General features: G+C 67.7%; 22 protein-coding genes, 1 tRNA gene and 1 other RNA gene. 21 read left to right on the forward strand and 3 right to left on the reverse strand.

Going from position 1 to position 22,405, the window contains the following annotated elements; translation table 11 throughout:
- Window positions 1-48: 48 nt before the first annotated feature.
- The 6 genes from ACTXPP_RS06640 to bsaP all read left to right on the forward strand — a co-directional run bounded on the left by ACTXPP_RS06640 (window position 49) and on the right by bsaP (window position 5,815).
- Window positions 49-477: a DUF3052 domain-containing protein gene (locus ACTXPP_RS06640; RefSeq protein WP_443341407.1), complete on the forward strand. Its 429-nt coding sequence runs from the start codon at window positions 49-51 to the stop codon at window positions 475-477.
- Between the two features lie 69 nt (window positions 478-546).
- Window positions 547-622: transfer RNA gene (locus ACTXPP_RS06645), tRNA-Val, on the forward strand.
- Window positions 623-924: 302 nt separating this feature from the next.
- On the forward strand, window positions 925-3,408 hold the full coding sequence (locus ACTXPP_RS06650) for an HtaA domain-containing protein (RefSeq protein WP_443341409.1): 2,484 nt from the start codon (window positions 925-927) through the stop codon (window positions 3,406-3,408).
- Window positions 3,409-3,414: 6 nt separating this feature from the next.
- The gene (locus tag ACTXPP_RS06655) at window positions 3,415-4,497 is read left to right on the forward strand and encodes an SURF1 family cytochrome oxidase biogenesis protein (protein WP_301496848.1); all 1,083 of its coding nucleotides are present in this window, start codon (window positions 3,415-3,417) and stop codon (window positions 4,495-4,497) included.
- A gap of 80 nt (window positions 4,498-4,577) precedes the next feature.
- The gene (gene bioB, locus ACTXPP_RS06660; protein ID WP_301520525.1) at window positions 4,578-5,576 is read left to right on the forward strand and encodes a biotin synthase BioB; all 999 of its coding nucleotides are present in this window, start codon (window positions 4,578-4,580) and stop codon (window positions 5,574-5,576) included.
- 2 nt (window positions 5,577-5,578) lie between these two features.
- Entirely contained in the window at window positions 5,579-5,815 is a 237-nt protein-coding gene (gene bsaP, locus ACTXPP_RS06665; protein WP_367618688.1) for a biotin synthase auxiliary protein BsaP, read from the forward strand.
- A 14-nt stretch (window positions 5,816-5,829) separates the two neighbouring features.
- On the opposite strand, the gene ACTXPP_RS06670 is transcribed toward bsaP, so the two are convergent.
- A complete protein-coding gene (locus ACTXPP_RS06670) occupies window positions 5,830-7,050 on the reverse strand; it encodes an arsenate reductase/protein-tyrosine-phosphatase family protein (protein WP_301498790.1) in 1,221 nt (406 codons plus the stop codon).
- Between the two features lie 127 nt (window positions 7,051-7,177).
- Here ACTXPP_RS06670 and ACTXPP_RS06675 point away from each other — a divergent pair, with 127 nt between their 5' ends.
- The 7 genes from ACTXPP_RS06675 to ACTXPP_RS06705 all read left to right on the forward strand — a co-directional run bounded on the left by ACTXPP_RS06675 (window position 7,178) and on the right by ACTXPP_RS06705 (window position 10,979).
- Entirely contained in the window at window positions 7,178-8,032 is an 855-nt protein-coding gene (locus tag ACTXPP_RS06675; RefSeq protein WP_443341412.1) for a Nif3-like dinuclear metal center hexameric protein, read from the forward strand.
- Window positions 8,029-8,775: a zinc ribbon domain-containing protein gene (locus ACTXPP_RS06680; protein WP_443341413.1), complete on the forward strand. Its 747-nt coding sequence runs from the start codon at window positions 8,029-8,031 to the stop codon at window positions 8,773-8,775. Before ACTXPP_RS06675 ends, ACTXPP_RS06680 begins: the two co-directional genes overlap by 4 nt.
- Window positions 8,772-9,452 (forward strand): histidine phosphatase family protein, encoded by a 681-nt coding sequence (locus tag ACTXPP_RS06685; protein WP_301498346.1) that lies wholly within the window; start codon window positions 8,772-8,774, stop codon window positions 9,450-9,452. The genes ACTXPP_RS06680 and ACTXPP_RS06685 overlap by 4 nt, the downstream gene beginning before the upstream one ends.
- A 19-nt stretch (window positions 9,453-9,471) precedes the next feature.
- Window positions 9,472-9,902: RNase P RNA component class A (gene rnpB / locus ACTXPP_RS06690), an RNA gene on the forward strand.
- Between the two features lie 77 nt (window positions 9,903-9,979).
- Window positions 9,980-10,402 (forward strand): YidH family protein, encoded by a 423-nt coding sequence (locus tag ACTXPP_RS06695; protein ID WP_443341414.1) that lies wholly within the window; start codon window positions 9,980-9,982, stop codon window positions 10,400-10,402.
- A gap of 2 nt (window positions 10,403-10,404) precedes the next feature.
- On the forward strand, window positions 10,405-10,722 hold the full coding sequence (locus ACTXPP_RS06700; RefSeq protein WP_443341455.1) for a DUF202 domain-containing protein: 318 nt from the start codon (window positions 10,405-10,407) through the stop codon (window positions 10,720-10,722).
- Window positions 10,723-10,781: 59 nt separating this feature from the next.
- Complete coding sequence (locus ACTXPP_RS06705; RefSeq protein WP_443341416.1) at window positions 10,782-10,979, forward strand: SPOR domain-containing protein; 198 nt, start codon at window positions 10,782-10,784, stop codon at window positions 10,977-10,979.
- Window positions 10,980-10,995: 16 nt separating this feature from the next.
- Here ACTXPP_RS06705 and panB read toward each other — a convergent pair whose 3' ends face one another.
- Window positions 10,996-11,838: a 3-methyl-2-oxobutanoate hydroxymethyltransferase gene (panB, locus tag ACTXPP_RS06710; protein ID WP_301498350.1), complete on the reverse strand. Its 843-nt coding sequence runs from the start codon at window positions 11,836-11,838 to the stop codon at window positions 10,996-10,998.
- A gap of 85 nt (window positions 11,839-11,923) precedes the next feature.
- Between panB and glnA the strand changes: the two genes are divergently transcribed.
- Window positions 11,924-13,267, forward strand: coding sequence for a type I glutamate--ammonia ligase (glnA, locus tag ACTXPP_RS06715; RefSeq protein ID WP_443341417.1), 1,344 nt, complete (start codon window positions 11,924-11,926; stop codon window positions 13,265-13,267).
- Between the two features lie 29 nt (window positions 13,268-13,296).
- On the opposite strand, the gene ACTXPP_RS06720 is transcribed toward glnA, so the two are convergent.
- Window positions 13,297-14,406, reverse strand: coding sequence for a trypsin-like serine protease (locus ACTXPP_RS06720; RefSeq protein ID WP_443341419.1), 1,110 nt, complete (start codon window positions 14,404-14,406; stop codon window positions 13,297-13,299).
- A 192-nt stretch (window positions 14,407-14,598) separates the two neighbouring features.
- On the opposite strand from ACTXPP_RS06720, the gene ACTXPP_RS06725 reads away from it, so the two are divergent.
- From ACTXPP_RS06725 to ACTXPP_RS06755, 7 genes are all read left to right on the forward strand, one after another.
- Window positions 14,599-17,739, forward strand: a complete 3,141-nt coding sequence (locus ACTXPP_RS06725; RefSeq protein ID WP_443341420.1) for a bifunctional [glutamine synthetase] adenylyltransferase/[glutamine synthetase]-adenylyl-L-tyrosine phosphorylase — start codon at window positions 14,599-14,601, stop codon at window positions 17,737-17,739.
- A 91-nt stretch (window positions 17,740-17,830) separates the two neighbouring features.
- A complete protein-coding gene (locus ACTXPP_RS06730) occupies window positions 17,831-18,871 on the forward strand; it encodes a FecCD family ABC transporter permease (protein ID WP_301495326.1) in 1,041 nt (346 codons plus the stop codon).
- A complete protein-coding gene (locus ACTXPP_RS06735; RefSeq protein WP_443341421.1) occupies window positions 18,868-19,674 on the forward strand; it encodes a heme ABC transporter ATP-binding protein in 807 nt (268 codons plus the stop codon). The genes ACTXPP_RS06730 and ACTXPP_RS06735 overlap by 4 nt, the downstream gene beginning before the upstream one ends.
- 122 nt (window positions 19,675-19,796) lie before the next feature.
- Window positions 19,797-20,450, forward strand: a complete 654-nt coding sequence (locus ACTXPP_RS06740) for a biliverdin-producing heme oxygenase (RefSeq protein WP_443341423.1) — start codon at window positions 19,797-19,799, stop codon at window positions 20,448-20,450.
- 23 nt (window positions 20,451-20,473) lie between these two features.
- Window positions 20,474-21,130, forward strand: coding sequence for a hypothetical protein (locus tag ACTXPP_RS06745; RefSeq protein ID WP_443341426.1), 657 nt, complete (start codon window positions 20,474-20,476; stop codon window positions 21,128-21,130).
- Window positions 21,127-21,591 (forward strand): NUDIX hydrolase, encoded by a 465-nt coding sequence (locus ACTXPP_RS06750; RefSeq protein ID WP_443341427.1) that lies wholly within the window; start codon window positions 21,127-21,129, stop codon window positions 21,589-21,591. Before ACTXPP_RS06745 ends, ACTXPP_RS06750 begins: the two co-directional genes overlap by 4 nt.
- Window positions 21,592-21,615: 24 nt before the next feature.
- Window positions 21,616-22,362 (forward strand): fructosamine kinase family protein, encoded by a 747-nt coding sequence (locus tag ACTXPP_RS06755; protein WP_301495335.1) that lies wholly within the window; start codon window positions 21,616-21,618, stop codon window positions 22,360-22,362.
- Window positions 22,363-22,405: the final 43 nt, after the last annotated feature.

Consider the following 22,405-nt stretch of genomic DNA (forward strand, 5'->3'; position numbering starts at 1 on the left):
TTAGTAATGACGACAGATTTAATTCGACGAAAGGTCAGGGAACCGCAAGTGGGAGACGCCTCCGGCGCAGCAGTGCACGAACAACAGGAATGGGCCAGCCTCATGGAGGTCACGGCTGACCAGGTCGTGCAGGAGCTTGGTTGGGACGAGGACGCCGACAGTGCCATCAGCGAAGCGCTGGAGGAGGCGATCGGGGAGGAGCTCCTGGACGAGGAGACCGACGAGATGGTCGACTTCGTCCTGCTGTGGTGGCGTTCCGACGACGGCGACCTGGTCGACGGTCTCGTCGACGCCACCCGCAACCTCGGAGAATCGGGCCGTATCTGGTTGCTGACCCCGGCGGCCGGTACCGACGGGACCGTCGAGCCCGGTGTCATCGCTGAGTCTGCCCAGGTCGCCGGCCTGGTGCAGACCAAGTCCACCCGTTTCGGTGAATGGCAGGGGGCCTGTCTGGTTCCCCGTGGGATGAAGCGCTAGAGTTCTAGCCGGACCACGGTTCACCATGCGTGCCTCCCCACGTTCCGCACGGTACGTGGACGGTGCAACGCGCATTTAGCTCAGCTGGAAGAGCAGCTGGTTTACACCCAGCAGGTCGGCGGTTCGAACCCGTCAGTGCGCACCATCTTTGACCAGCGACTTTCCTCGGCGATTCTGCCGTCGGGTCGCTGGTCTTCTGTATCTGCCCCGTCGTTGCCCCGTCGTTGCACTGGCGATGTGTGAGATGGCAGGGCAGCCATGGCTGGCGCCCCCGGGCAATCATGACCCGACCCCCGATGGGGGTGGTTGTGCGGATGCTGGTGGCTGGTCAACAGAGGCATGGTCGACTAGCCTTGCCTAACTGAAAATAGGTGTAAATCCACATGCATCACGCCGGATCCCTGCGGGTCTGTGCGGGTCCATGTGATGACGTTGAAAGTGCACGCTGTGAACTCAAGGAAGTCCCTGCGGTCCGCCCGCTCACTGCGCATCGCCTCGGTCTCCGTTGTCGTCGCCACGCTGCCCCTGGTCGGAGCGGTCGCCCTGCCGGGCGTCGTGACGTCGGCTGCGGCAGAACCGGTCGTTGCCGAACAGGGGGCTGCAGCCGGTTCCGGGCAGATCTCCTCGGTTTCGCAGGGCACCTTGTCCTGGGGTATCAAGCAGTCTTTCCGTAACTACCTCACCGGCCCCATCGCCGGTGGTCACTGGAACCTCGACGGCATCGGGTTCACCGGCGGAGCCAAGACCGAGGACGGTGCCTTCCAGTTCTCCGCCGACCCGGCCGGAGCCCGGGTCCGGGGAGACGACGCCGACATCCCACTGAACGGCTCCATGACCCTCACCGGGCACGCCGGGCTGATCAACGTCACCCTGAGCAACCTCGAGATGCAGATCCGCGGTAACCAGGCGCAGCTGATCGCCGACGGTCGCTACCTCGCCGCGGACGTCGAGGCGGTGGTCAGTCTTGCCGGCGGCCCGCCGGCCTTCAGCGGCGAGCCGGTCGCTACCTTCACCCTGGACGAGGCGCTGTCCGAGGCAGGTGCCGCTTCCGGTGCGGCGACCGTGACCGGCGACAGCTGGATCCACGAGAACCTCAACAAGGCACTGCTCGGCAACTACGGTGCCGGCAAGAACGACGGTGACCGGTTCAGCCTGGACCTGACCACCACACCCGGTGGCGCCCAGGGCGTGGACAGCAGCGTGCAGATCGCCCGCTCGGCCGGGCAGTCGGAGGCAGCGGCACAGCCGGGCCCGCAGGCTGAGCAGGCCCCGGCGGCACAGCCCGCCCAGCAGGCTGAGCAGGCCCCGGCGGCACAGCCCGCCCAGCAGGCACAGCCCAACACCCAGGGACAGGTCGCGGCCGCGACGACACCCACCACCGGCGTCTCCCAGTGTGGTGAGATCCAGTCGGCTTCCGTCGGCTGGGGCATCAAGCAGTCCTTCCGCAGCTACCTCAACGGCCCGATCGCCATGGGCGGTTGGAACCTCAACGGTGTCGGCTTCTCCGGTGACCCTCGTGGCCAGGGCACGTTCGACTTCACCGGCGACGCGGGTGCCGCGACCCTCTCCGGGCAGGACGCCGACATCCCGCTCAACGGCTCCGTCAACCTGCACGGCCACTTCGGGGCCCTGGACATCACCCTGTCGAAGATGTCGGTGAAGGTCCGCGGCACCACCGCCCAGTTCATCGCCGACTACCGCTCCACCACGGTCAGTGGATTCACCCCGGGTGCCGAAGTGACCGGTGCCGACACCGGCTCCCAGGTGGCGATCGCAGAATTCACCCTGGACCAGCCGATCACCTCCGCCGGCTCCGGTGACATCACCCTGTCCGGCCCCGGATTCATCACCGCCGAGGGCAACAAGGCCTTCGGCGGCAACTACGGCGAGGGCAACAACGAGGCCGACCCGCTCAACGTCACCCTGGCGACCGACGGTAACGATTGCGCCAGCGGAGCAGGGGAGGGCCTCGGCGCCCTGGACGCCGCCACCCCGGCCACCGGAGGTGGAGCTGCCGCAGGAGCCGGCGCCGTCGACACCGGCTCCGGTAACCCGGACCTTGGCGTGACCGCACCCCGGGTCACCGGTGTGGCCAACGACAGCGAGAATTCCTGTGAGGCCTCGGACGGGTCCACCCAGGTCGCCGAGGCCCGGATGGGCTGGGGCGTCAAGGAGTCCTTCCGCAGCTATATCCGAGGCAGCATCGCCAACGGTGGCTGGGACCTGGGAGGCGGCGCGGTCTACAGCGGCGGAGTCTTTGTGTTCACCGGCAACGACGGCACCGCGGAGGTCGCCGGTGGTTCCCTCACCAGCGCCAACCTGACCTTCGGTGGCTCGGTCCACTTCACCGGTCACGAGGGGGTGCTGGACACCACCGTGGCGAACCCCGAGATCCGGATCGACGGCAACACCGGCACCCTGTTCGCCGACGTGACGTCCAACGACACCGAGGGCAACCCGCACAACTACGGCCGTATCGCCGTGGCGGACCTGTCGGTCGACGGTGCCAGCGTCACCGACGGTGTCGCCGAAGGCACCGCGACGGTGACGCTCACCGCCGACGGATCGTCGGCGATGGGTACCTTCTACGAGACCGGTGCCGCGATGGACCCGCTGAGTTTCGCTGCGGCCCTGGGCTGCGACGGTGAGGCGGGCTCGCTGGGTGACATGCCCGAGGACGAGACGGAGGACGGTCGCGAGGACGATGACTCCGACGCTGATGCCGCCGACGGCGAGGTCACCATCCGCGGCAATGACGACGCTGACTCGGCGGCATCCGACAGCTCCGACGGCGATGACGAGAGCGCGCTGATGTCCTTCATCACCACCCCTGCCTCGGCGATCCCCAGCGCGATCGCCCTGATCGCGGTCATCGTGGCCGGTTGGCTCGGGCTACGACTGCGGGGAACACGGCAGTCGGGACTAGACTAGGCCGGTGTGACTGAGAACGACCCGGTGTCCACCCCCTCCACGACCTCAACCTCCGCCCCGACCGCACCGCGGTCCGGTGGTAAGGGTGACCGTCGTCGCAGGGGGTGGCGTTCGTTTCTGACCCCGGGATGGGTGATCACCGCAGTGGTCGCCATCGCCTTCTCCTACTTCGCCTTCACCGTGCTCGCGCCCTGGCAACTGGGCAAGAACCGGGACACCCAGGACTTCCAGGACCGTCTCGAGGCGGCCCTGGAGACCGACCCGGTGCCCGCGCAGGAGGTGCTCCCCACCGACGGCAGTAGTGCCGGGGTGGAGAAGGAATGGTCGAGGGTGGAGTTGCAGGGCACATTCCTGCCGGCCGACGAGGTCCTGCTGCGGAACCGTCCGGTGTCCAGCACCCAGGCCTACCACGCCCTGACCCCGTTCCGGCTCAGTGACGGGATGACGGTCATGGTCAACCGGGGATGGTTGGACGCCTCCGGCGACTTCGGCGCCGACGACGTCCCCGAGGTCACCGGGGAGCAGACCACGGTCACCGGGTTCGTCCGCATGTCGGAGGACGCCCCGTCGAACTCGCCGATCACCGAGGACGGCAGGGTGCAGGTCTACGGTATGTCCACTGCTGCGGTGGGGGACACGGTGGACCTCGACCTGGCGGACGACTACGTGCAGTTGGACGCCACCTCGGTGGAGGCGACCGACCCGTCCGGACGGCTGTCCGAGATCCCGCTGCCGGACCTGGACTCCGGGCCGTACCTGTCCTACGGGCTGCAGTGGATCGCCTTCGGGGTGATGGTACCGGCTGGTCTGGCCTATTTCCTGTGGGCGGAGATCCGGGAGAGGCGCCGTCGTCGCGAAGAACTCGCCGCCGCTGATTCTGAGGCTGCCGAGACTTCCACCAGTTCGTCGGACGCGCCGGCCACGCAGGAAGCGCCCGCGGAGCGGGACGCACCGGCGGAGCAGGAAGCGGACGGTGCACCCGCGACATCAGCGCCGATGTCGAGGGAACGCAAACTCCAGGAACGCTACGGCTCGAGCCGCAGCGGGCTCTTCGACCGTCGAAGCAACCGTGACGAGGAGAGGTTCTGACGCCCTCCTGACACACCGTCTGACCGTGGAGAATTGTTTTCGCGTTGGAACTTGAACACTGTTCAGTATACCGTGGTCGCATGACCGACATTCTCACCACTGCACGTGCCCGGGTCCTCGACGAAGGACGCGGCCTCGACTACGAGGACCTCATCAAGGTCCTCGACCTCCCCGACGACCAGATCCCCGACCTCCTCGCCCTCGCCCACGAGGTCAGGGTGAAGTGGTGCGGTGAAGAGGTCGAGATGGAAGGCATCGTCAGCCTGAAGACCGGTGGTTGCCCGGAGGACTGCCACTTCTGCTCCCAATCCGGCCTCTTCCAGTCCCCGGTGCGCTCCACCAAGCTGGACATCGCCGAGCTCATCGAGCAGGCACGCCAGACAGCCAAGACCGGCGCGACCGAATTCTGCATCGTCGCCGCCGTCAAGGGGCCGGACGAGAACCTCATGGTCCAGCTGGAGAACGCCATCGAGGAGATCTACGCCAACGTCGAGGGCATCGACGTCGCCGTCTCCGTCGGCACTCTCACCCCCGAGCAGGTCAACCGCATGAAGGCCGCCGGAGTGCACCGTTACAACCACAACCTCGAGACCGCCCGCAGCTACTTCCCGAAGGTCGTCACCACCCACACCTGGGAGGAGCGTCGGGAGACCATGGAGCTGATCAAGGACGCCGGCATCGAGGTCTGCTGCGGCGGCATCGTCGGCATGGGCGAATCCCCGGAACAGCGCGCCGAGTTCGCCGTGCAGCTGCGCGAGCTTGACCCGCACGAGGTCCCGCTGAACTTCCTGGACCCCCGCCCCGGAACCCCCTTCGCGAACATGCCGGTGATGGACGGCAAGGATGCCCTGCGGGCCATCGGCATGTTCCGCCTGGCCATGCCGTCGACCACCCTGCGCTTCGCCGGCGGTCGCGAACTGACGCTCGGCGACATGGGCGTGGAGCAGGGGCTGACCGGAGGTATCAACGGCATCATCGTCGGCAACTACCTGACGACCCTGGGCCGCCCGGCAGAGCAGGACATGGACATGATGGGTCGGCTGAACCTGCCGATCAAGGTTCTGTCGCGGAGCGTGTGACCGTGGCACGCGAGAGAAGGCGAGGTAAGGGCACCGGGCCCTTCGACCCCTACACCGGTGCCGACCTGGGGGAGGGCGAGCACATCGAGTACTCCCCGTCGCAGAAGGCCGGGCTGGACGCCCCCCGGTTCTGTCCGGAGTGCGGGCGACGCCGCGTCGTCCAGGTCACCCCGCACGGGTGGACGTCGACCTGTTCGCGACACGGCACGGTCGACTCGATGGACTTCGAGCTGCGGTAGCGGCCTGCAGGTATTCAGGCCCGGGCGGCGATCTGCGCCCGGGCCCAGTCGACGATCCCGGGGATGGACTCGGACAGCTGACGCGACACCACCGCGAAGCCGTCCGGCCCACCGTAGTAGGGGTCCTCGACCTCCTTGTCCCCGGCGGGGCCGAAACTGCGGACCAGGGCGATCCGGTCCTCGTCTACGCCCTGCTTCAGCAGTGCCTTACGGTGCGCGGCGGTCATGACCAGGAACAGGTCGGCATCCCGGTGCTCCGGGCCGAACTGGGCGGCACTGTGACCGGAACCGTTGAACCCGTCCTCCTGGAGCTGCGCGACGGCCCGCGGATCGGCGGCTTCGCCGACGTGCCAGCCATCGGTGCCGCAGGAGTTCAGTCGCACCTCGTCCTGCAGACCCGCCTGCACCAGGGCAGCACGCAGCATGATCTCGCCCATCGGGGACCGGCAGATGTTCCCGGTGCAGACCACGCAGATCAGCGGCCGTTTGTCGGCCCAGTCGGCGACCAGGCGTCCCATCTCCCACTGGTCGGCGACGGAGTAGTCAGCCTTCTTGTGCTCGGCACGGTTACCGTAACCCCAGTCCACCAGCGCGGCGCGGATGCCGTAGGCGTGGGCGCCCTCGACATCATGGATCCGGTCGCCGATCATGAGCATGTCCGGACGCCCGGCCGGCCCGCCGTCGGCGACGGATGTGGTGTCCAGTCCCAACAGTGACAGTGCCTGGGCGACGACCTCCGGCTTGGCACGGCGGGACCCGTCGTCGGACGCGGTGGCAAAGGCGTCGAAGAAGCCGTCCAACCCGAAATGACGCAGCAGACGCATCGCCGAGGACTCGGACTTGGAGGTTGCGGTTACCAGGGTGAAACCGGCGTCCTTCCAGCCACGCAGCAGGGCCTCGACCCCGTCGAAGGGACGGGCCTCCAGCCAGCCGCCACCGTCGTAGTGCTCGCGGTAGCTGGCCAGGGTGGACGTACAGGTCTCCTCGTCCAGGCCGAGACCACGCAGGGTGTCGATCATCGGTGGGCCGGCGATCATACGCAGCTGATCCTCCGACGGTACCTCGACGTCATTGTCCTCCAGGGCGCGCAGGAAACTGGAGCGGATCCCCGGGTAGGAGTCCACCAGTGTCCCGTCGACGTCGATCAGGAGGGTGCGGCCCGTCCCGTCGAGGGTGCCGGTGAGGTCCGGTGCACCCGAGTTGCCGTTGTCTGCTGCCCAGTCTGCGTCTACCACAGCAACCAGGGTGCCAGAACTTGAAGATGAATGCCGGTAATGAGGGGCACGGGTTGCGCCGGAATGCGGTAGTCACCCTGGGTCGCGGCAGTGACCCGGATGCAGACGAGCAGCTATCGTGGAGGGCGTGAACGCTCCCTCTGCACCTCCCGGACCCCCGACCGTCGCCGATGTGGTGGCGGTCATCGAAGAGGCGTACCCGCCGCATCTCGCTGAATCCTGGGACGCCTGCGGTCTGGTCTGCGGTGACCCGGCCGAGGACGCAACCCGGGTCCGGGTTGCCCTGGACTGCACCGATGCGGTGGTGGACGCCGCGATCGAGGAAGGTGCGGACCTGCTGTTGGTGCACCACCCGTTGTTGATGCGTGGCGTCACCGGTGTACCCGCCGACAGTCCGAAGGGACGCATCGTGCACCGGTTGATCCGCGCCGGAGTCGCCCTCTACTCCGCCCACACCAGTGCCGATTCCGCACGCCCCGGGGTCAACGACCGGCTGGCTGAACTTCTGGGGGTTACCCCCGGTGAGCCCCTGGCGCCGTGCACCCCGCAGGACGCCACGGAGACCGGCTACGGCATCGGACGGGTCGGCGCGCTGGACACCCCCATGACCCTGCGGGAGTTCACTGCCCGGGTCGCCGACCGGCTTCCGACGACCCGCTGGGGCGTGCGTGCCGCCGGCGACCCGGAGCACATGATCCACCGGGTGGCGGTGTCCTCCGGGGCCGGGGACAGTTTCCTGGGCACGGTCAAGGGCCTGGACGTCGACTGTTTCGTCACCTCCGACCTACGCCACCACCCGGTCGACGAGCACCTGCGTGCCGGTGGTTGCCCGGTGATCGACACCGCCCACTGGGCCAGTGAGTTCCCCTGGTGCGCCCAGGCCGCCGACCTCCTCGCGGCCGCCGACCCGCGCCTGGACACCGGGGTGATCGGTGTACGCACCGACCCATGGACCCTGCACGAGGGCGGTGACGGACGGTGACTGACAGCGTGTCCGGCGTCCCGACGGTGCTTCGGGAACTCACCGAGGTCGATGACCGTGCCCGGTCACTGACCGCACGGCGTCAGGCACTGCCCGACACAGAGCAGGTCACCGCACTGACCGCGGACGTCGACCGACGGCGCAGCGAGCTGGCCGGACTACGACGTCGCTCCGACGACCTCGACTCCACCGTGCGTCGCCTGCGGCAGGACGCCTCCCGCCTGCGGGAGCGCAGGCGGGAGGACATCGACGGGCTGCGCTCGGTCACCGACATCGAGCGTCGGCGCGACCTGCGCCACGACCTCACCGTCGCCGAACGCCGACTTGGTGAGGTCGAGGAGGCCATGGAGCGGGAGGAACGACTCCTCGCTGCCTTCATCAGCACTGACGGGGAACCTGACAAGGTCACCGCCGCGGTGGTCGCCCTTGAGACGGCGGTGGCCGAACGTGACCGGGCCCGGGACGTCGAGAAGGCTGTGCTCGCCGACATCGACCGACAACTGGAGGACCTGGCGGCGGCGTCGTCCGCCTTGCGCGACCGACTGCCGCTGGACGTCCGCGCGCGCTATGAGGAGGCCGAACGCAGCACCGGGGCCGGGGCGGCACTTCTGGCAGGTAACCTCTGCCGGTCGTGTTTCATGAGCCTTGACCCCCAGTCATTGGCCAGGATCATCGCCGCGCCGCAGGACCAACTGGTCACCTGCCCGGAATGTGACTGCCTGCTGATCCGGGAGGACTCATGAGTACATCGACGTCAGCGACGTCACGACCCGGGTGGATGGGGGAGGACTGTGCCGGGGCCGGCCTGCGGGTGCTGCTGCTGCGCCACGGACAGACCCCCATGTCGGTCGCCGGGGTGTTCTCCGGACGCAGTGACCCGGAACTGACCGAGACCGGCCGCGACCAGGCCGCCCGCGCGGCGGAGTACCTGGCCAGGCGGCAGGACGCCGGCGAGGGGATCACCCGGATCATCTCCTCACCGCTGACCCGGACCCGGCAGACCGCCGCTGCGGTGGCCGATGCTCTGGGGATGGCGGTGACCACCGACGACGACCTCATCGAGACCGATTTCGGTGACTGGGAGGGGCTGACCTTCTCCGAGGTGCACCGGCGCTGGCCGGACGAGCACCAGGCATGGTGCGACGACACCAGCGTCCCCGCCATCGGTGGGGAGCCCATGGGTGCGGTCGAACAACGCTGCGCCGCCCTGCTCGACCGCCTGCATGATGCACCGGAGATGCAGACGGTGCTGATGGTCAGCCATGTCTCGCCGATCAAGTCGATCCTGCGTCAGGCACTCAACGTCCCGGCCACGATGTACACCACACTGCACCTGGACCTGGCCGGCCTGTCGGTTGCGGAGTTCTACCCCCGACGTTCCGTGGTCACCGAGGTCAATGACACCCACTACCTGCGGTAGTGCTAACGTTGGACCTCGTCGAGAGGGCCGGGTGATCGCGGTTCCGGGGACGGCCCGTCACGGGACACGCCCGGAATCGAGGAAAGTCCGGACTCCACAGGGCACGGTGGTTGCTAACGGCAACCCGGGGCGACCCGCGGGCCAGTGCCACAGAAAACAGACCGCCCGGTCACCAGTGGCCGGGTAAGGGTGAAACGGTGCGGTAAGAGCGCACCAGTGCGTCGGGTGACCGGCGCAGCTAGGTAAACCCCACCAGGAGCAAGGTCAAGTGGCTGCACCGGCAACGGTGTGGCCGTGTCCCGTCGGCGGCCCGTCGGACAAGGGACAGGTAGACCGCGTGAGGCGGCCGGTGACGGTCGACCCAGATGGATGATCACCTCGCCGGGCAGGAACGGCACCGCCGGTCCTCGCCTGGTAGGACAGAATCCGGCTCACAGGCCCTCTCGACACCCAACTTCCTACCTCGACCCGGTGGCGTCGGGAGACAACCGGGATACAGGCGCGCTGTCCGACTAGAATGGCTCACCGTGAGTGCCAAGGACGACGCGACCAAGGGCAAGGCCACGGATGAGGCCACGGCGACCGGGGACCGACGGTCACTGACGACCCGGTGGTTCTTCCCTGACGGTGAGGAACCTGACCCTCGTTTCACGCTGGCCAATGAACGCACCTTCCTGGCCTGGATGCGTACCGCGCTGGCATTCGTCGCCGGTGGAGTGGGTATCGAGGCTCTGCCGGACTCGGTGCTCGAACCTGGACTGCGGACCTTCGCTGCCCTGGCGGCGATCGGTACCGGCGTCCTGCTCGCTGCGGGATCCGCGGTGCGTTGGCTACGGATCGAACGCGCGATGCGCCACGATAAACCCCTGCCTGCGCCGTCCATTGTGCCGGCGCTGTCGGCCGGTGCCATCCTCGCCGCGGTGATTCTCGCGCTACTGGTCATCGGGTGACCATGGTGCGGGATCCGGGGCTGCAGCCTGAGCGGACGAACCTGTCCTGGAGCAGGACGGCGATGCGCCTCATGCTCACTGCGACCGCAATGCTGCACTGGGTCAGCTCCTACGGTCGGCCAGTGGTCCTGGTGGCGGGACTCCTGGCGTATGTGGGCCTGGTGATCTACATGACCCAGGTCAGGCGTTATCGTCGGCAGTTCCTCGGAATGGAACGTGGCAGCATCGCGCCGTCCGTACTGGGAGTCGTGACGCTGACGGTGTCGACGGTGGTCCTGGGGCTGGTCTCGCTTGTCCTCGTGATCATCGGTGCACTGTGAGGCCCCGTCTCGGGCAGCGGAGCCGTCGAGCGGGCACACAGATGGTTACGATGGCGGGCATGACCACGAACACGGACAACACCGACAGCACCAACGGGTCCTGGTACTTCGACACCGCCACCGGCGAGGTGACCCAGGGCAAGACCTCCGGGTGGGATTCCCGGATGGGCCCCTATGCCACCCGGGCGGAGGCGGAACGCGCGCTGACCACCGCCCGTGAACGCACCGAGGCCGCTGATGAGTGGGACGAAGACTAGTTTCGCCTAGCGCCGCCTAGAAGCAGTGCTCCGCGGCGGGGAAGGTGCCCTCGGCAACCTCACGACGGTAGGACGCTGCGGCGGCGGTGAGGTCCGCGCCGACCTCTGCCCACTGCTTGGCGAACTTCGGACGGTGTCCATCGGCCGGCAGCGCGGCGATGTCGTGCCACACCAGCACCTGGGCGTCGGTGTCGGGACCCGCCCCGATGCCGACGGTGGCGATGTCGACCTCGGCGGTGGCATTCGCCGCCACATCCGCCGGCACCATCTCCAGCACCACGAAGTCGGCACCGGCGTCGGCAACCGCCTTCACATCGGCGATCAGCTGCTCGGCGCCGTCGCCGCGTCCCTGCACCTTGAACCCGGACAGGGCGTTGACCGACTGCGGCGTGAATCCGACGTGCGCGCACACCGGGATGCCCGCGGCGACCAGGGCCCGGATCCGCGGGACCATGCGCACCCCGCCCTCGATCTTCACCATCGCCGCACCGGACCGACGCATCATCTCCGAGGCGGACAGGACGGCCTGTTCATCGGAGGCCTCGTAGGTGCCGAAGGGAAGATCTGCGATGACCAGGGCGTTGCCGGCACCCCGGACCACGGCGGCGGCGAGGTAGATCATCTCGTCGAGGCTGATCTGCTGGGTCTGGCCGTAGCCGAAGACCACGTTCGCCGCGGAGTCACCGACCAGCAGGCATTCGATTCCACCGTCGGAAAGGGCCCTGGCGGTGGAGTAGTCGTAGGCGGTGAGCATGGCCCACTTGTCGCCGTCCGCCTTGCGGGCGCGCAGGTCGCCGATGCGGACCTGACGGGTGGGGGTGAGGTAACCGGTGGAGGGTCGTTGCGTGCTGTCAGCCATGTCCACATATTGTGCCACCTTCGCCGGACAGATGTTAACGAACTTGTCACAATCCGGGGCCCTCATCACAGCTACGATGGTCGGCATGAGCCGTCAACAGGAATACGTCCTGCGTACTATCGAAGAGCGCGATATTCGCTTCGTCCGTCTCTGGTTCACCGACATTCAGGGATACCTGAAGTCCGTGGCCGTGGCGCCAGCCGAACTGGAAGGGGCGTTCGCCGAGGGGATTGGTTTCGACGGGTCGTCGATCGAGGGCTTCTCCCGCGTGGTGGAGTCCGACACCATCGCCCGTCCCGACCCGTCGACGTTCCAGATCCTGCCGTTGGACAGCGGCACCGGCGACCAGTCGCTGACCGCACGCATGTTCTGCGACATCGCCATGCCCGACGGGCAGCCCAGCTGGGCTGACCCGCGCCAGGTGCTGCGTCGCCAGCTCAACCGTGCCGCGGACGAGGGGTTCTCCTGCTACGTGCACCCCGAGATCGAGTTCTTCCTGCTCAAGGAGGAGGACGGTCCGGACGGGCGCCCGGTGCCCTCGGACACCGGTGGCTACTTCGACCAGGCGGTCACCGATGCTGCCCCGCTGTTCCGGCAGGACGCCATCACTGCCCTGGAGTCCATGGGAATCTCCGTGGAGTTCTCCCATCACGAGGCCGCCCCCGGCCAGCAGGAGATCGACCTGCGTTTCGCGGACGCATTGTCGATGGCCGACAACGTGATGAGCTTCCGCTACATGGTCAAGCAGGTCGCCCGCCGCAATAACGTGCGGGCGACGTTCATGCCCAAGCCGTTCCATGACTACCCCGGTTCGGCGATGCACACCCACATGTCCCTGTTCGAGGGCGAGGACAACGCCTTCCATGACCCGGACGACCTGTTCTACCTCTCGACCACGGCGAAGTCCTTCATCGCCGGAATCCTGGAGCATGCCCCGGAGATCTCCGCGGTGACCAACCAGTGGGTCAACTCCTACAAGCGTCTGACCAGTGGGGACGAAGCCCCGATGGCGGCGACGTGGGGGGCGTCCAACCGTTCGGCGATGATCCGCGTGCCGATGTACACCGTGCACAAGCCGTCGTCGCGCCGGGTGGAGATCCGCACCCCGGACTCCGGGGCGAACCCCTACCTGACCTATGCGGTGTTGCTGGCTGCCGGCCTCAAGGGCATCAAGGAGGGCTATGAGCTCTCCCTGCCGGTGGAGGAGGACGTCGCCGGGATGACCCGTCGCGAACGCATGGCGATGGGGTACAAGGACCTGCCCGGTGACCTGGATCTGGCACTGCGCGAGATGGAGAAGTCCGAGCTGGTCGCCGATGCCCTCGGCGAGCATGTCTTCGAGTACTTCCTGCGCAACAAGTGGCGGGAATGGAAGGCCTACCAGTCCCAGGTCACTCCCTGGGAACTGGCCCACAACCTGGAGTTCTAGGTTCCCTCAGCCCGACATCAGGCCCGACATCAGAAGGCGTAGATCTTCAGGTTCTGGGCGTTCATCACCGATTCCACGGTCTTGGCCCCGGCGGTGGCGGCGTCCTCGTACCGCAGCCAGCTGGTGACACCGACGGCGTAGATCGAGGTCTGCGAGGAGTCGGACGGGTCGAAGGCCCACACGGCTCCGCCGGAGTCCCCGTGGTCGGAGATGGCGTCGTAGGTCATGGAGATGTCATTGGTCATCTGCTGGAAATTTCCGCAGGACAATCCCGACCGGAAGCCGAGTCGGCACATGTAGGGCTGATTCTCCTCGAGCCAGTCCTTGCCCGCCCAGCCCTTCACTTCGACCTGCGTGGAGCCCATGCTCACCGACGGGGTGGCGCTGGCGTACCCGAAGTAGTCGGAGTAGATCTCGATGAGGGCGTAGTCAGGTCCGCCGTCGACCTGGCCGTTGGAGCCGGAGTAGGCCTGCCACACGATCTCACCGACATTGACCGCGTTCTGGCCTTGCGCCTGGACGTAGATCTTGTCGCCGACGTCGCCGCAGTGCCCGGCGGTGAGGTTGAGCAGTCGGCTGTTGTCCCCCTCGGGGTGCACCATCCACCCGAAAGAGCAGTTGCCCTGGCCGCCGGAGCCGTCCACGATGTACTTCGCGCCGGGGGCGAGGGTGCCGGCGGTGTCCAGGAACTGGAAGTCCGCCGAGTTGCGGTACACCTTGCGCTCCCGGGCGATGGCGGGGCTCTCCGGCACCCCGGGGGAGGAGGTGGAGATGCCGGGGTCCGGAGATCCGGAATTTCCGTCGGCCCTGGTCGGGCTGTCGGGACTGCGGGAGGGGTTGGGGGTCTCGCCACTGCCACCGTCGGCCTGGCTGGCGTAGAAGGCGTCCGCGTCGGCCTGGGTCGGACACTCCTCCCGCTGGTGGTAGGACCGTTTCTCGGTGGTCCACCGGGTGTTGCTCAGGGCGCTGGCATCGGCCGGGGCGACGGTGTCGGGGCACTCATGGGCATTGAAGCTCCCTGCCTTCTCGACCTCCTCTCCGCAGGAGGCGAGGCCGAGCCCCAGCACAGTGGCGGTGAGCAGAGCTGTGGTGCGGCTGAGGCGGCGTGAGTGGCCAGCAGTCTGAGAGAAACGTCGCATGATCCTTAATGTAGCGGGTGCCCCGGACACGAAGTGGTGAGTATGGGGAAATGTCCCCGTGGCAGGGGGTGCGTCGGATCACGCCCGGACATGCCGTCCGTCCATCCCGTCCGGGGATGCCATTACGATGGGTGGCACCGTTGGATCGGGGAGAGACCCCGAGCGCCGGTCCCGTAGGAGTTGAGTCCAGGAGTGAACCCACTACGCACCACCCGCTCTCCCATACCGTCCCCGGCATCGCTCGGCCTGAGCCGGCCGTCCGCCGGTGACGACCTGGCGGCACTGGGGTGGGACGACGAGGAACACCTCGACCTGTTGGGGGTGCTGTCCTCCGTCGGTGACCCGGACCGTGCCCTGAACGCCGTGGTCCGGTTGGTCGAGACCCTGGAAGATGATGCGGTGACCGGGGAGGCGTCCGCCAAGGAGCTGCTGGCGGCCCTGGACACCGACCCGGCGTTCCGGGTGCGGCTGCTCGCGCTGTTCGGTGGCTCGACGCTGCTCGGTGACCACGTGATCGCCAACCCGCTGGTCTGGCCCCAGCTGACCGGTCAGCTGCCGGAGCGCGAGGAGACCATGGGGGAACTGCTGGAGTCGGTTGGTGCCGAGCCGGTGCAGGAGGACGAGGAATCCCTGCTGTACCGGGCCAGCGTGACTGGGATTGACGCAGACCGGGCGATGCGCACGGCCTACCGCACCGTGCTGGCCCGGATCGCCGCGATCGATCTGGCCGCGACCTTCATCCGGCGCGCCGCCCGCACCGGCCGGGATGCAGAGAACCAGGACGACAAGGTGACCCCGCCGGTGTCCTTCTCCGACCTCACCGCCCGGTTGTCGGACGCTGCCGATGCGGCACTGACCGCGGCGCTGGCGGTGGCCACCGCCACGGTGTTCCCCACCGGCGAGGTGCCGGTGAAGCTCGCGGTCCTGGCCATGGGCAAGTGTGGTGCCCGCGAGCTGAACTACATCTCGGACGTCGACGTCGTCTTCGTCGCCGAACCTGCCGACTCCCGGACGACCTGGCTGGCCGGCGAGTTCATCAACATCGGTTGCCGGGTGTTCTTCGAGGTGGACGCCGCACTGCGTCCTGAAGGCCGCCACGGCGCGCTGGTGCGCACCCTGGACTCCCACCTGACCTACTACCGACGCTGGGCGTCGACCTGGGAGTTCCAGGCTCTGCTCAAGGCCCGGCCCATGACCGGCGATATTGAACTGGGTCGTGAGTATGTCAACCAACTCGCACCGATGGTGTGGAGTGCCGCCGAGCGCGAGGACTTCGTCCCGGACGTGCAGGCCATGCGCCGCCGGGTGATCGACAATGTGCCCGACGAGCTGACGCCGCGCGAGCTCAAGCTCGGCCCCGGCGGGCTGCGCGACGTGGAGTTCGCCATCCAGTTGCTGCAGATGGTGCACGGCCGGGTCGACGAGTCGCTGCGGGTTCGCTCCACGGTTGACGCACTTGATGCACTGGTCAAGGGCGGATACGTCGGACGCGAGGACGGTCACATCCTCACCCGGTGCTACGCCTACATGCGGATGCTGGAGCACCGGATGCAGCTGCAGCACCTGCGCCGCACCCACCTGCTACCTGCCGCGGACGACACCACCGGCCGGTTGTGGCTGGCGCGGACCGCCGGAGTCCGCGGTGACGGGCAGGAGGGGGCGGTGGACGCACTGACCTCCAATGTGCGCAAGGTCGGCCAGCAGATCCGCCAGCTGCACAACAAGCTCTTCTACCGCCCGCTGCTGACCTCCGTCGTCGCCATGTCCGTCGACGAACTGCGCCTGACCCCCGAGGCCGCCCAGCGGCAGCTCGCCGCGCTGGGGTACACGCACCCGAGCCGGGCGATGGACCACCTCACCGCCCTGGCTTCCGGCACCTCGCGCAAGGACCGGATCCAGGCGATGATCCTGCCGTCGCTGCTGGAGTGGCTGGCACCCACCGCAGACCCGGACGCCGGACTGCTGGCCTACCGGAAACTCTCCGAGGCGGCCTTCGACAGTGCGTGGTTCCTGCGACTGCTGCGTGACGAGAACATCGTCGGCAAACGCCTGATGCACATCCTCGGGACATCGCCCTATGTCGCCGACCTCTTCATCGCCTCACCGGACGCCGTGCGTCTGCTCTCCGACGGGGCGAACGGTCCGAAGCTGCTGGAGAAGGACCCCTCCGTGATCAGCCATTCGCTGGTCGCCGCAGCCGCCCGTCACCGGGACCCGGACAAGGCCATCGCCGCCGCCCGCTCATTGCGCCGCACCGAGCTGGCCCGGGTGGCCTCCGGGGATCTGCTCGGGCTGATCGAGACCCCGGAGATCTGCCGCTCCCTGTCCTGGGTGTGGGACGCCGTGCTCGAGGCTGCGCTGGCCGCGGAGATCAGGGCGTGGGAGGACCAGAACCACCGGCAGGCGCCGGCCCGGATCTCGGTCATCGGGATGGGCCGGTTGGGCGGGGCGGAACTGAGCTACGGCTCCGATGCCGATGTGATGTTCGTCTGTGAGCCGGTCGCCGAGGTGACCGCCGGGGCTGTCGACGGCGATGGTGAACCCGGCACCGAGAATGATGCGGTGGCCTGGGCGACCGCCATCTGCAAGCAGATGCGTACCCGCCTGTCACGACCCTCCCAGGACCCGCCGCTGGAGGTGGACCTGAACCTGCGTCCCGAGGGACGCAGCGGCCCGACCGTGCGCACCCTGGAGTCCTACCGCAACTACTACAGCCGGTGGGGTGAGACCTGGGAGTTCCAGGCACTGCTGCGGGCCACCTGGATCGCCGGGGACAAGGACCTGGGCATCCGGTTCCTGCGGATGATCGACGAGTTCCGCTACCCCGAGGGTGGCGCGGACCGCACCACCGTCCAAAAGGTACGCCGGATGAAGGCCCGGGTCGACGCCGAACGGCTGCCCCAGGGTGCCGACCGCTACACGCACACCAAACTCGGCCGCGGCGGTCTCACCGATATCGAGTGGACCGTCCAGTTGCTCACCATGCAGCACAGCCACCGCATCGACAACCTGCACAACACCTCCACACTGGAGGTCCTCGAGGAGATCCGGGTCGCCGGGCTGCTCTCCGAGGCCGATGTCGTGACCCTGCGCGAGGCATGGCTGACGGCGACCCGGGCCCGCAACGCGATCATCCTGGTCAACGCCAAGCGACGGGACCAGCTGCCGGCACCCGGGCCACTGCTGTCACAGATAGCGGCGGCAGCGAACTGGACGCCGGAGGACAGCCAGGGATTCCTCGACGACTACCTGAAGATCACGCGCCAGGCCCGCCGCGTCATCGACCGGGTGTTCTGGGGCGAGGAAGTCACTGATGCGGAGTTCGACGACTGACCGGCTGAGGCTGACTGTCCGAAGTCCGGCACCCCCGATTCGACCAACCCGTTGTGCAGGCTAACCTGACTACACCGGTAAGGTCGAGGTAATGAACGAAACCCTCCGCCGGAGACGCGTCACCCGTGTCACCACGCTGAGCGTGCTACTACTCGCATTGCTTCTGGTCGTGGGGCTGAATCTGGTGCTCGGCCAGTTCGCCCTGACCCCGTCGCAGGTGTGGGACGCACTGCTGAACCGCACCGACACCCCCGAGGCAGAGCGGGCCGCCAATGTGCTGTGGCAGATCCGCATGCCCCGCATCGTGCTCTGTCTGCTGGTCGGTGCAGCTCTCGCCGTCGCCGGTACCCTGCTGCAGGGCCTGTTCGGCAACCCCCTGGCAGAACCGAGCGTCATCGGCGTGACCTCCGGTGCCGGCGTGGGTGCGGCCTGTGCGATCGTCTTGAACCTCACGGTGTTCGGGGCTGCGACCGTGCCGTTGCTGGCCTTCGCCACCGGTGTGCTCACCACGCTGGTGATCTACCGGCTGTCCTCGATCAACGGCCAGGTGAAGGTGCTGACCCTGATCCTCACCGGAATCGCGGTCAACGCGGTAGCCGGCGCGGCGATCTCCTTCCTCATTTTCCTGGCTCCCACCTCGTCCCGCGAGCAGGTCATCTTCTGGCAGATGGGATCGCTCAACGGTTCCCAGTGGGACCATGTCGGCATCGTCGTCATACCGGTCGTGGTGTGTCTGGTGGCGGCGATGCTCATCGCCGGACAGCTGGACGTCCTGAGCCTGGGTGAGCGCGCGGCCGGTCACGCCGGAATCAACGTCCCGATGATGCGGGTGGTGATCGTGGGCCTGTCCACCGCTCTGGCGGCGTTGGCGGTGAGCTTCGCAGGAATCATCGGCTTCGTCGGCCTGATCGTCCCGCATATCCTGCGCCAGGTCATCGGGGCGTCCAACCGCTGGCTGGTGCCGCTGTCCGCGGTGGGTGGTGCCGTCCTGCTGCTGTTGTCCGACCTGGCCTCGCGCACGATGATCGCCTACGCCGACCTGCCGATCGGTATCTTCACCGCCCTGGTCGGCGGTCCGACGTTCTTCGTCTTGCTGCGGCGCATGCTGAAGAAGGGGGGTGTGCTCGGATGAGCGAGATGACCGACAAGAACGACACCGTGCTGAGCGCTGAGAACCTCGTGGTCTCCGTCGGCGGGGGAGCGGGGAGCCGCGGTGGTACCGAGATTCTGCACGGTGTGGACCTCACGCTGCACCGCGGCGAGGTCCTGGGGTTGATCGGCCCCAACGGTGCCGGCAAATCCACGCTGCTGGGGGCGCTCTCCGGCGACCTGACACCGGTGTCCGGGGACGTCCGGCTGGTCGGACACCCCTACAGCGACTACTCCGCCAGGGCCGCGGCGCGGGAACGTGCGGTGATGCTCCAGGACTCCCACGTGTCCTTCTCCCACCTGGTCCGCGACGTGGTGGGGATGGGACGCTCGGCCTGGCCGTCCGACCCGGCCCGCGACGAGCGCATCGTCGACGACTGCCTGGAGCAGGTCGGGATGATGCCGAAGCAGGACCGTGACGTGACCACCCTGTCGGGCGGTGAGCGCGCGCGGGTGGCCTTCGCCCGGGTGATGGCACAGCAGGCCGGCTGCGTGATGCTGGATGAGCCGACGGCGGCGATGGACATCGGCCACCAGGAACGCACCATGTCGACGGTGCGCGGGATCGCGGCCGCCGGCACCGGTGTGCTGGTCGTCCTGCACGACCTGAACCTGGCCGCCCAGTACTGTGACCGGCTGGCGTTGCTCAGCGACGGAAGGGTCGAGGCACTGGGGTCACCGGCGGATGTCTGCACGTCAGAGCGGCTGAGTGCGGTGTACGGGTGGCCGGTGAGTGTCAGTGCCGTAGAGGGTCAACTGTGGATTCGGCCCACCCCGCAGGAATAAGCCATGTGGATGATTCCTAAGTAGGTCAGCCGATGCTAACATTGCGGTGCATGATGCCCACGAGCACCTGATTATCGGCATTCTGGTGTGATCGACAGAAGAACTGAGGACCTGAGGAAACGATGACTGCGACGATGACCACCCTCTCGGAGCTGCTCCGGGAGGACACCCGTCAGGCTCATGAGGAGGCGGAACACTCCATCTACATGGAGCGCCTGCTCGACGGGAGCCTGGACGCCGCCGCGTTCACCGCTCTGCAGGAGCAGGCCTACCTGTTCTACTCGGCTCTGGAGGACGCGGTCGAGGCCTGTGCGGACGACCCCCGCTTCGCCTTGATCGCCGATCGCCAGCTGGACCGCCGCGCGGCCCTGCAGGCCGACCTCGGGGCCCTGGGTGGCACCGTGGACGCCGCCCCTCTCGAGGAGACGGCCGCATATGTCGCCGAGCTGCAGCGCATCGCCCGGGAGCAGGACGTCCCGGCACTCGTCGCCCACCACTACACCCGCTACCTGGGTGACCTGGCCGGCGGCCAGGTCATCGGCCGGATGATGGGTCGTCACTACGACGTTCCCGAGACGGCCACCTCCTTCTACCGCTTCCCCCACATCGAGAAGCCGAAGCGCTACCGGGACGCCTACCGCGAGTACTTGGACGCCATGGAGCTTGACGCAGGGGAGCGGGAGCAGGTCATCAACGCCGCCCGCGCCGCGTTCGCGTACAACTCCGGGGTGTTCGAGGGGCTGCGGCGCACTCTCGACATCACCCCGCAGGACTGATCGGAACCAACGGAGACAACTAGATGCACGGATACCAGGACGCACCACGGCAGGACCCGAGGATCGTCGACGAGGCAGCAGAAGTGCTGGACGTCGCCGCGGCTTCGGCGGTCGACTGCCTGCGGCGCTCCACGGTATTCCTCCGGATGGCCGACGGCACCCTGCCCTTTGCCGGCCGTGCCGCGTACCTGGAACAGCATTGGGAGGGGCTACGCCTGCTGCGCGACGCCCTGGATGGGCGGTCAGCGGTGTTGCAGACCGCCCTGGTGTCTGCCACCAAGCGTTTCGCCAGGACCCTGGACCGCGCCCACGCCACCGCCCGGTGGCGTGACCGGCACGTCACGATGCCCTCGATGCTGCGGTTCCGACGGCACACCACCGAACTCCTCGACGAGGGTGACCGCCTCGCCCTCGCGGCGCAGGCCTACCTCCGGCTGCTGGTGGGCGGCGAGTGCCCGACCAACGGCGGACCCGGCATCATCGACCGGCAGAGCCTGGCCGCCGCGGTCACCGCCCTGGTCGACGACGAAGAGCAGCTCGAGCGGCTTTCCGAGGAACTCAGCGCAGCCGTCCTGCTGCTGATGCAGCATGGTTCGGACGTCTGCCGTGGCTATCCGCAGCGCGACTCCGAGGACAGCTGCACCGTCACCGTGTCCACCATCCGGCGCGCACTACAGTGACTGCGACTCATACGTCGACTGCAGCGACCGTGCATGTCAGTGCGGTGGCCATCCTGCGTGACGCCCCGGGAGCAGTCGGTGGTCTCGAAGTCCTGACCGTCCGGAAACAGGGCGCCGCGTTGTTCCAGTACCCGGGAGGAAAACCTGAGGCAGGCGAGTCCGCACGTGACACGGCAGTGCGCGAGATCGAGGAGGAGACCGGCCTGACCATCGACGCGGACGCGTTGACCGGGGTCGGCTCCTTCAGCGCAGTCGCGGCCAATGAACCGGACACCACCGTGGTCGCCGACCTCTTCGCCGTGGCTGCCCCCGATGATGCCGTCCTCCCTGCCGCCGAGATCGCCGAGGCGGTCTGGCTTCCTCTCGGTACCACCACGCATACGCCCGACGACCCGTCCCACTCGATGGCCCCGTTGATGTTCGAGACCTTCCCACGTATTGCGGCGCACTGCCGGGCGTAGCCTGCCGGACTAGCCTTGAACGATATGTCCACGTTTCGCAAACACAACCCCGGCCGCACCGGTGACTGGGAGGCGGCCTGTCTGTCCTGGCTGGATGATGCCGCAGACGGCGGGGGAGCGCCGGTGGCCGAGGTCGTCGACCGTGAGGGTGACGACCTGCTGTTGCGCCGCGTCCCCTCCACCTCCGCCACCAAGGATGCCGCCGAGCAGTTCGGACGTCGTCTGGCAGCGACCCATGCCGCCGGAGCACCCCATTTCGGCTCCGGGCCCGCCACCTGGGAGGGCAGTGGCTACCAGGGGCCGAATGATCATCTCCTGGAACTGCCGTTGGCCGAGTACACCAGTTGGGGGCGCTTCTACGCCGAGGTCATCATCGCCCCACTGGACCGTCACGCCGGAGGCGTTCCCGGTACAGACGCCCTGCTCGACCGGCTGAGCTCCGGGGACTTCGACGATGGGCGCCCACCGGCCCGACTGCACGGGGACCTGTGGTCCGGCAATGTGATGTGGTCACCGGACGGTGCGACCCTGATCGACCCGAGCGCCCACGGCGGACATGCGCTCACCGACCTCGGCTTCCTCACCATGTTCGGAGCTCCATACTTGGAGACCATCCTCGACGCCTACGCCGAGTCTGCCGAACTGTCCGAAGGCTGGCGTGAACTGATGCCACTGCATCGCCTGCACATCCTCTACCTGCATGCCGCCGTCTTCGGCGGCGGCTACATTGAGGAGACCCGGCGCACCGTGGAGCAGGTTCTCGCTCTCTAGAGGGGCCGAGGCGCCAGTCCAGTACCCACTTATGCGACCCCAA

The organism is Candidatus Corynebacterium faecigallinarum (assembly GCF_052264515.1).
In the GTDB taxonomy this organism is placed as follows: Bacteria; Actinomycetota; Actinomycetes; order Mycobacteriales; family Mycobacteriaceae; genus Corynebacterium; species Corynebacterium faecigallinarum.

What these genes read in the sequence shown, in the direction of transcription:
- bioB (WP_301520525.1), top strand. Translation starts at nt 4,578, where the DNA reads ATGACCGACATTCTCACCACTGCACGTGCCCGGGTCCTCGACGAAGGA.
- ACTXPP_RS06685 (WP_301498346.1), top strand. Translation starts at nt 8,772, where the DNA reads ATGAGTACATCGACGTCAGCGACGTCACGACCCGGGTGGATGGGGGAG.
- ACTXPP_RS06700 (WP_443341455.1), top strand. Translation starts at nt 10,405, where the DNA reads ATGGTGCGGGATCCGGGGCTGCAGCCTGAGCGGACGAACCTGTCCTGG.
- ACTXPP_RS06705 (WP_443341416.1), top strand. Translation starts at nt 10,782, where the DNA reads ATGACCACGAACACGGACAACACCGACAGCACCAACGGGTCCTGGTAC.
- panB (WP_301498350.1), bottom strand. Translation starts at nt 11,838, where the DNA reads ATGGCTGACAGCACGCAACGACCCTCCACCGGTTACCTCACCCCCACC.
- glnA (WP_443341417.1), top strand. Translation starts at nt 11,924, where the DNA reads ATGAGCCGTCAACAGGAATACGTCCTGCGTACTATCGAAGAGCGCGAT.
- ACTXPP_RS06720 (WP_443341419.1), bottom strand. Translation starts at nt 14,406, where the DNA reads ATGCGACGTTTCTCTCAGACTGCTGGCCACTCACGCCGCCTCAGCCGC.
- ACTXPP_RS06730 (WP_301495326.1), top strand. Translation starts at nt 17,831, where the DNA reads ATGAACGAAACCCTCCGCCGGAGACGCGTCACCCGTGTCACCACGCTG.
- ACTXPP_RS06735 (WP_443341421.1), top strand. Translation starts at nt 18,868, where the DNA reads ATGAGCGAGATGACCGACAAGAACGACACCGTGCTGAGCGCTGAGAAC.
- ACTXPP_RS06740 (WP_443341423.1), top strand. Translation starts at nt 19,797, where the DNA reads ATGACTGCGACGATGACCACCCTCTCGGAGCTGCTCCGGGAGGACACC.
- ACTXPP_RS06745 (WP_443341426.1), top strand. Translation starts at nt 20,474, where the DNA reads ATGCACGGATACCAGGACGCACCACGGCAGGACCCGAGGATCGTCGAC.
- ACTXPP_RS06755 (WP_301495335.1), top strand. Translation starts at nt 21,616, where the DNA reads ATGTCCACGTTTCGCAAACACAACCCCGGCCGCACCGGTGACTGGGAG.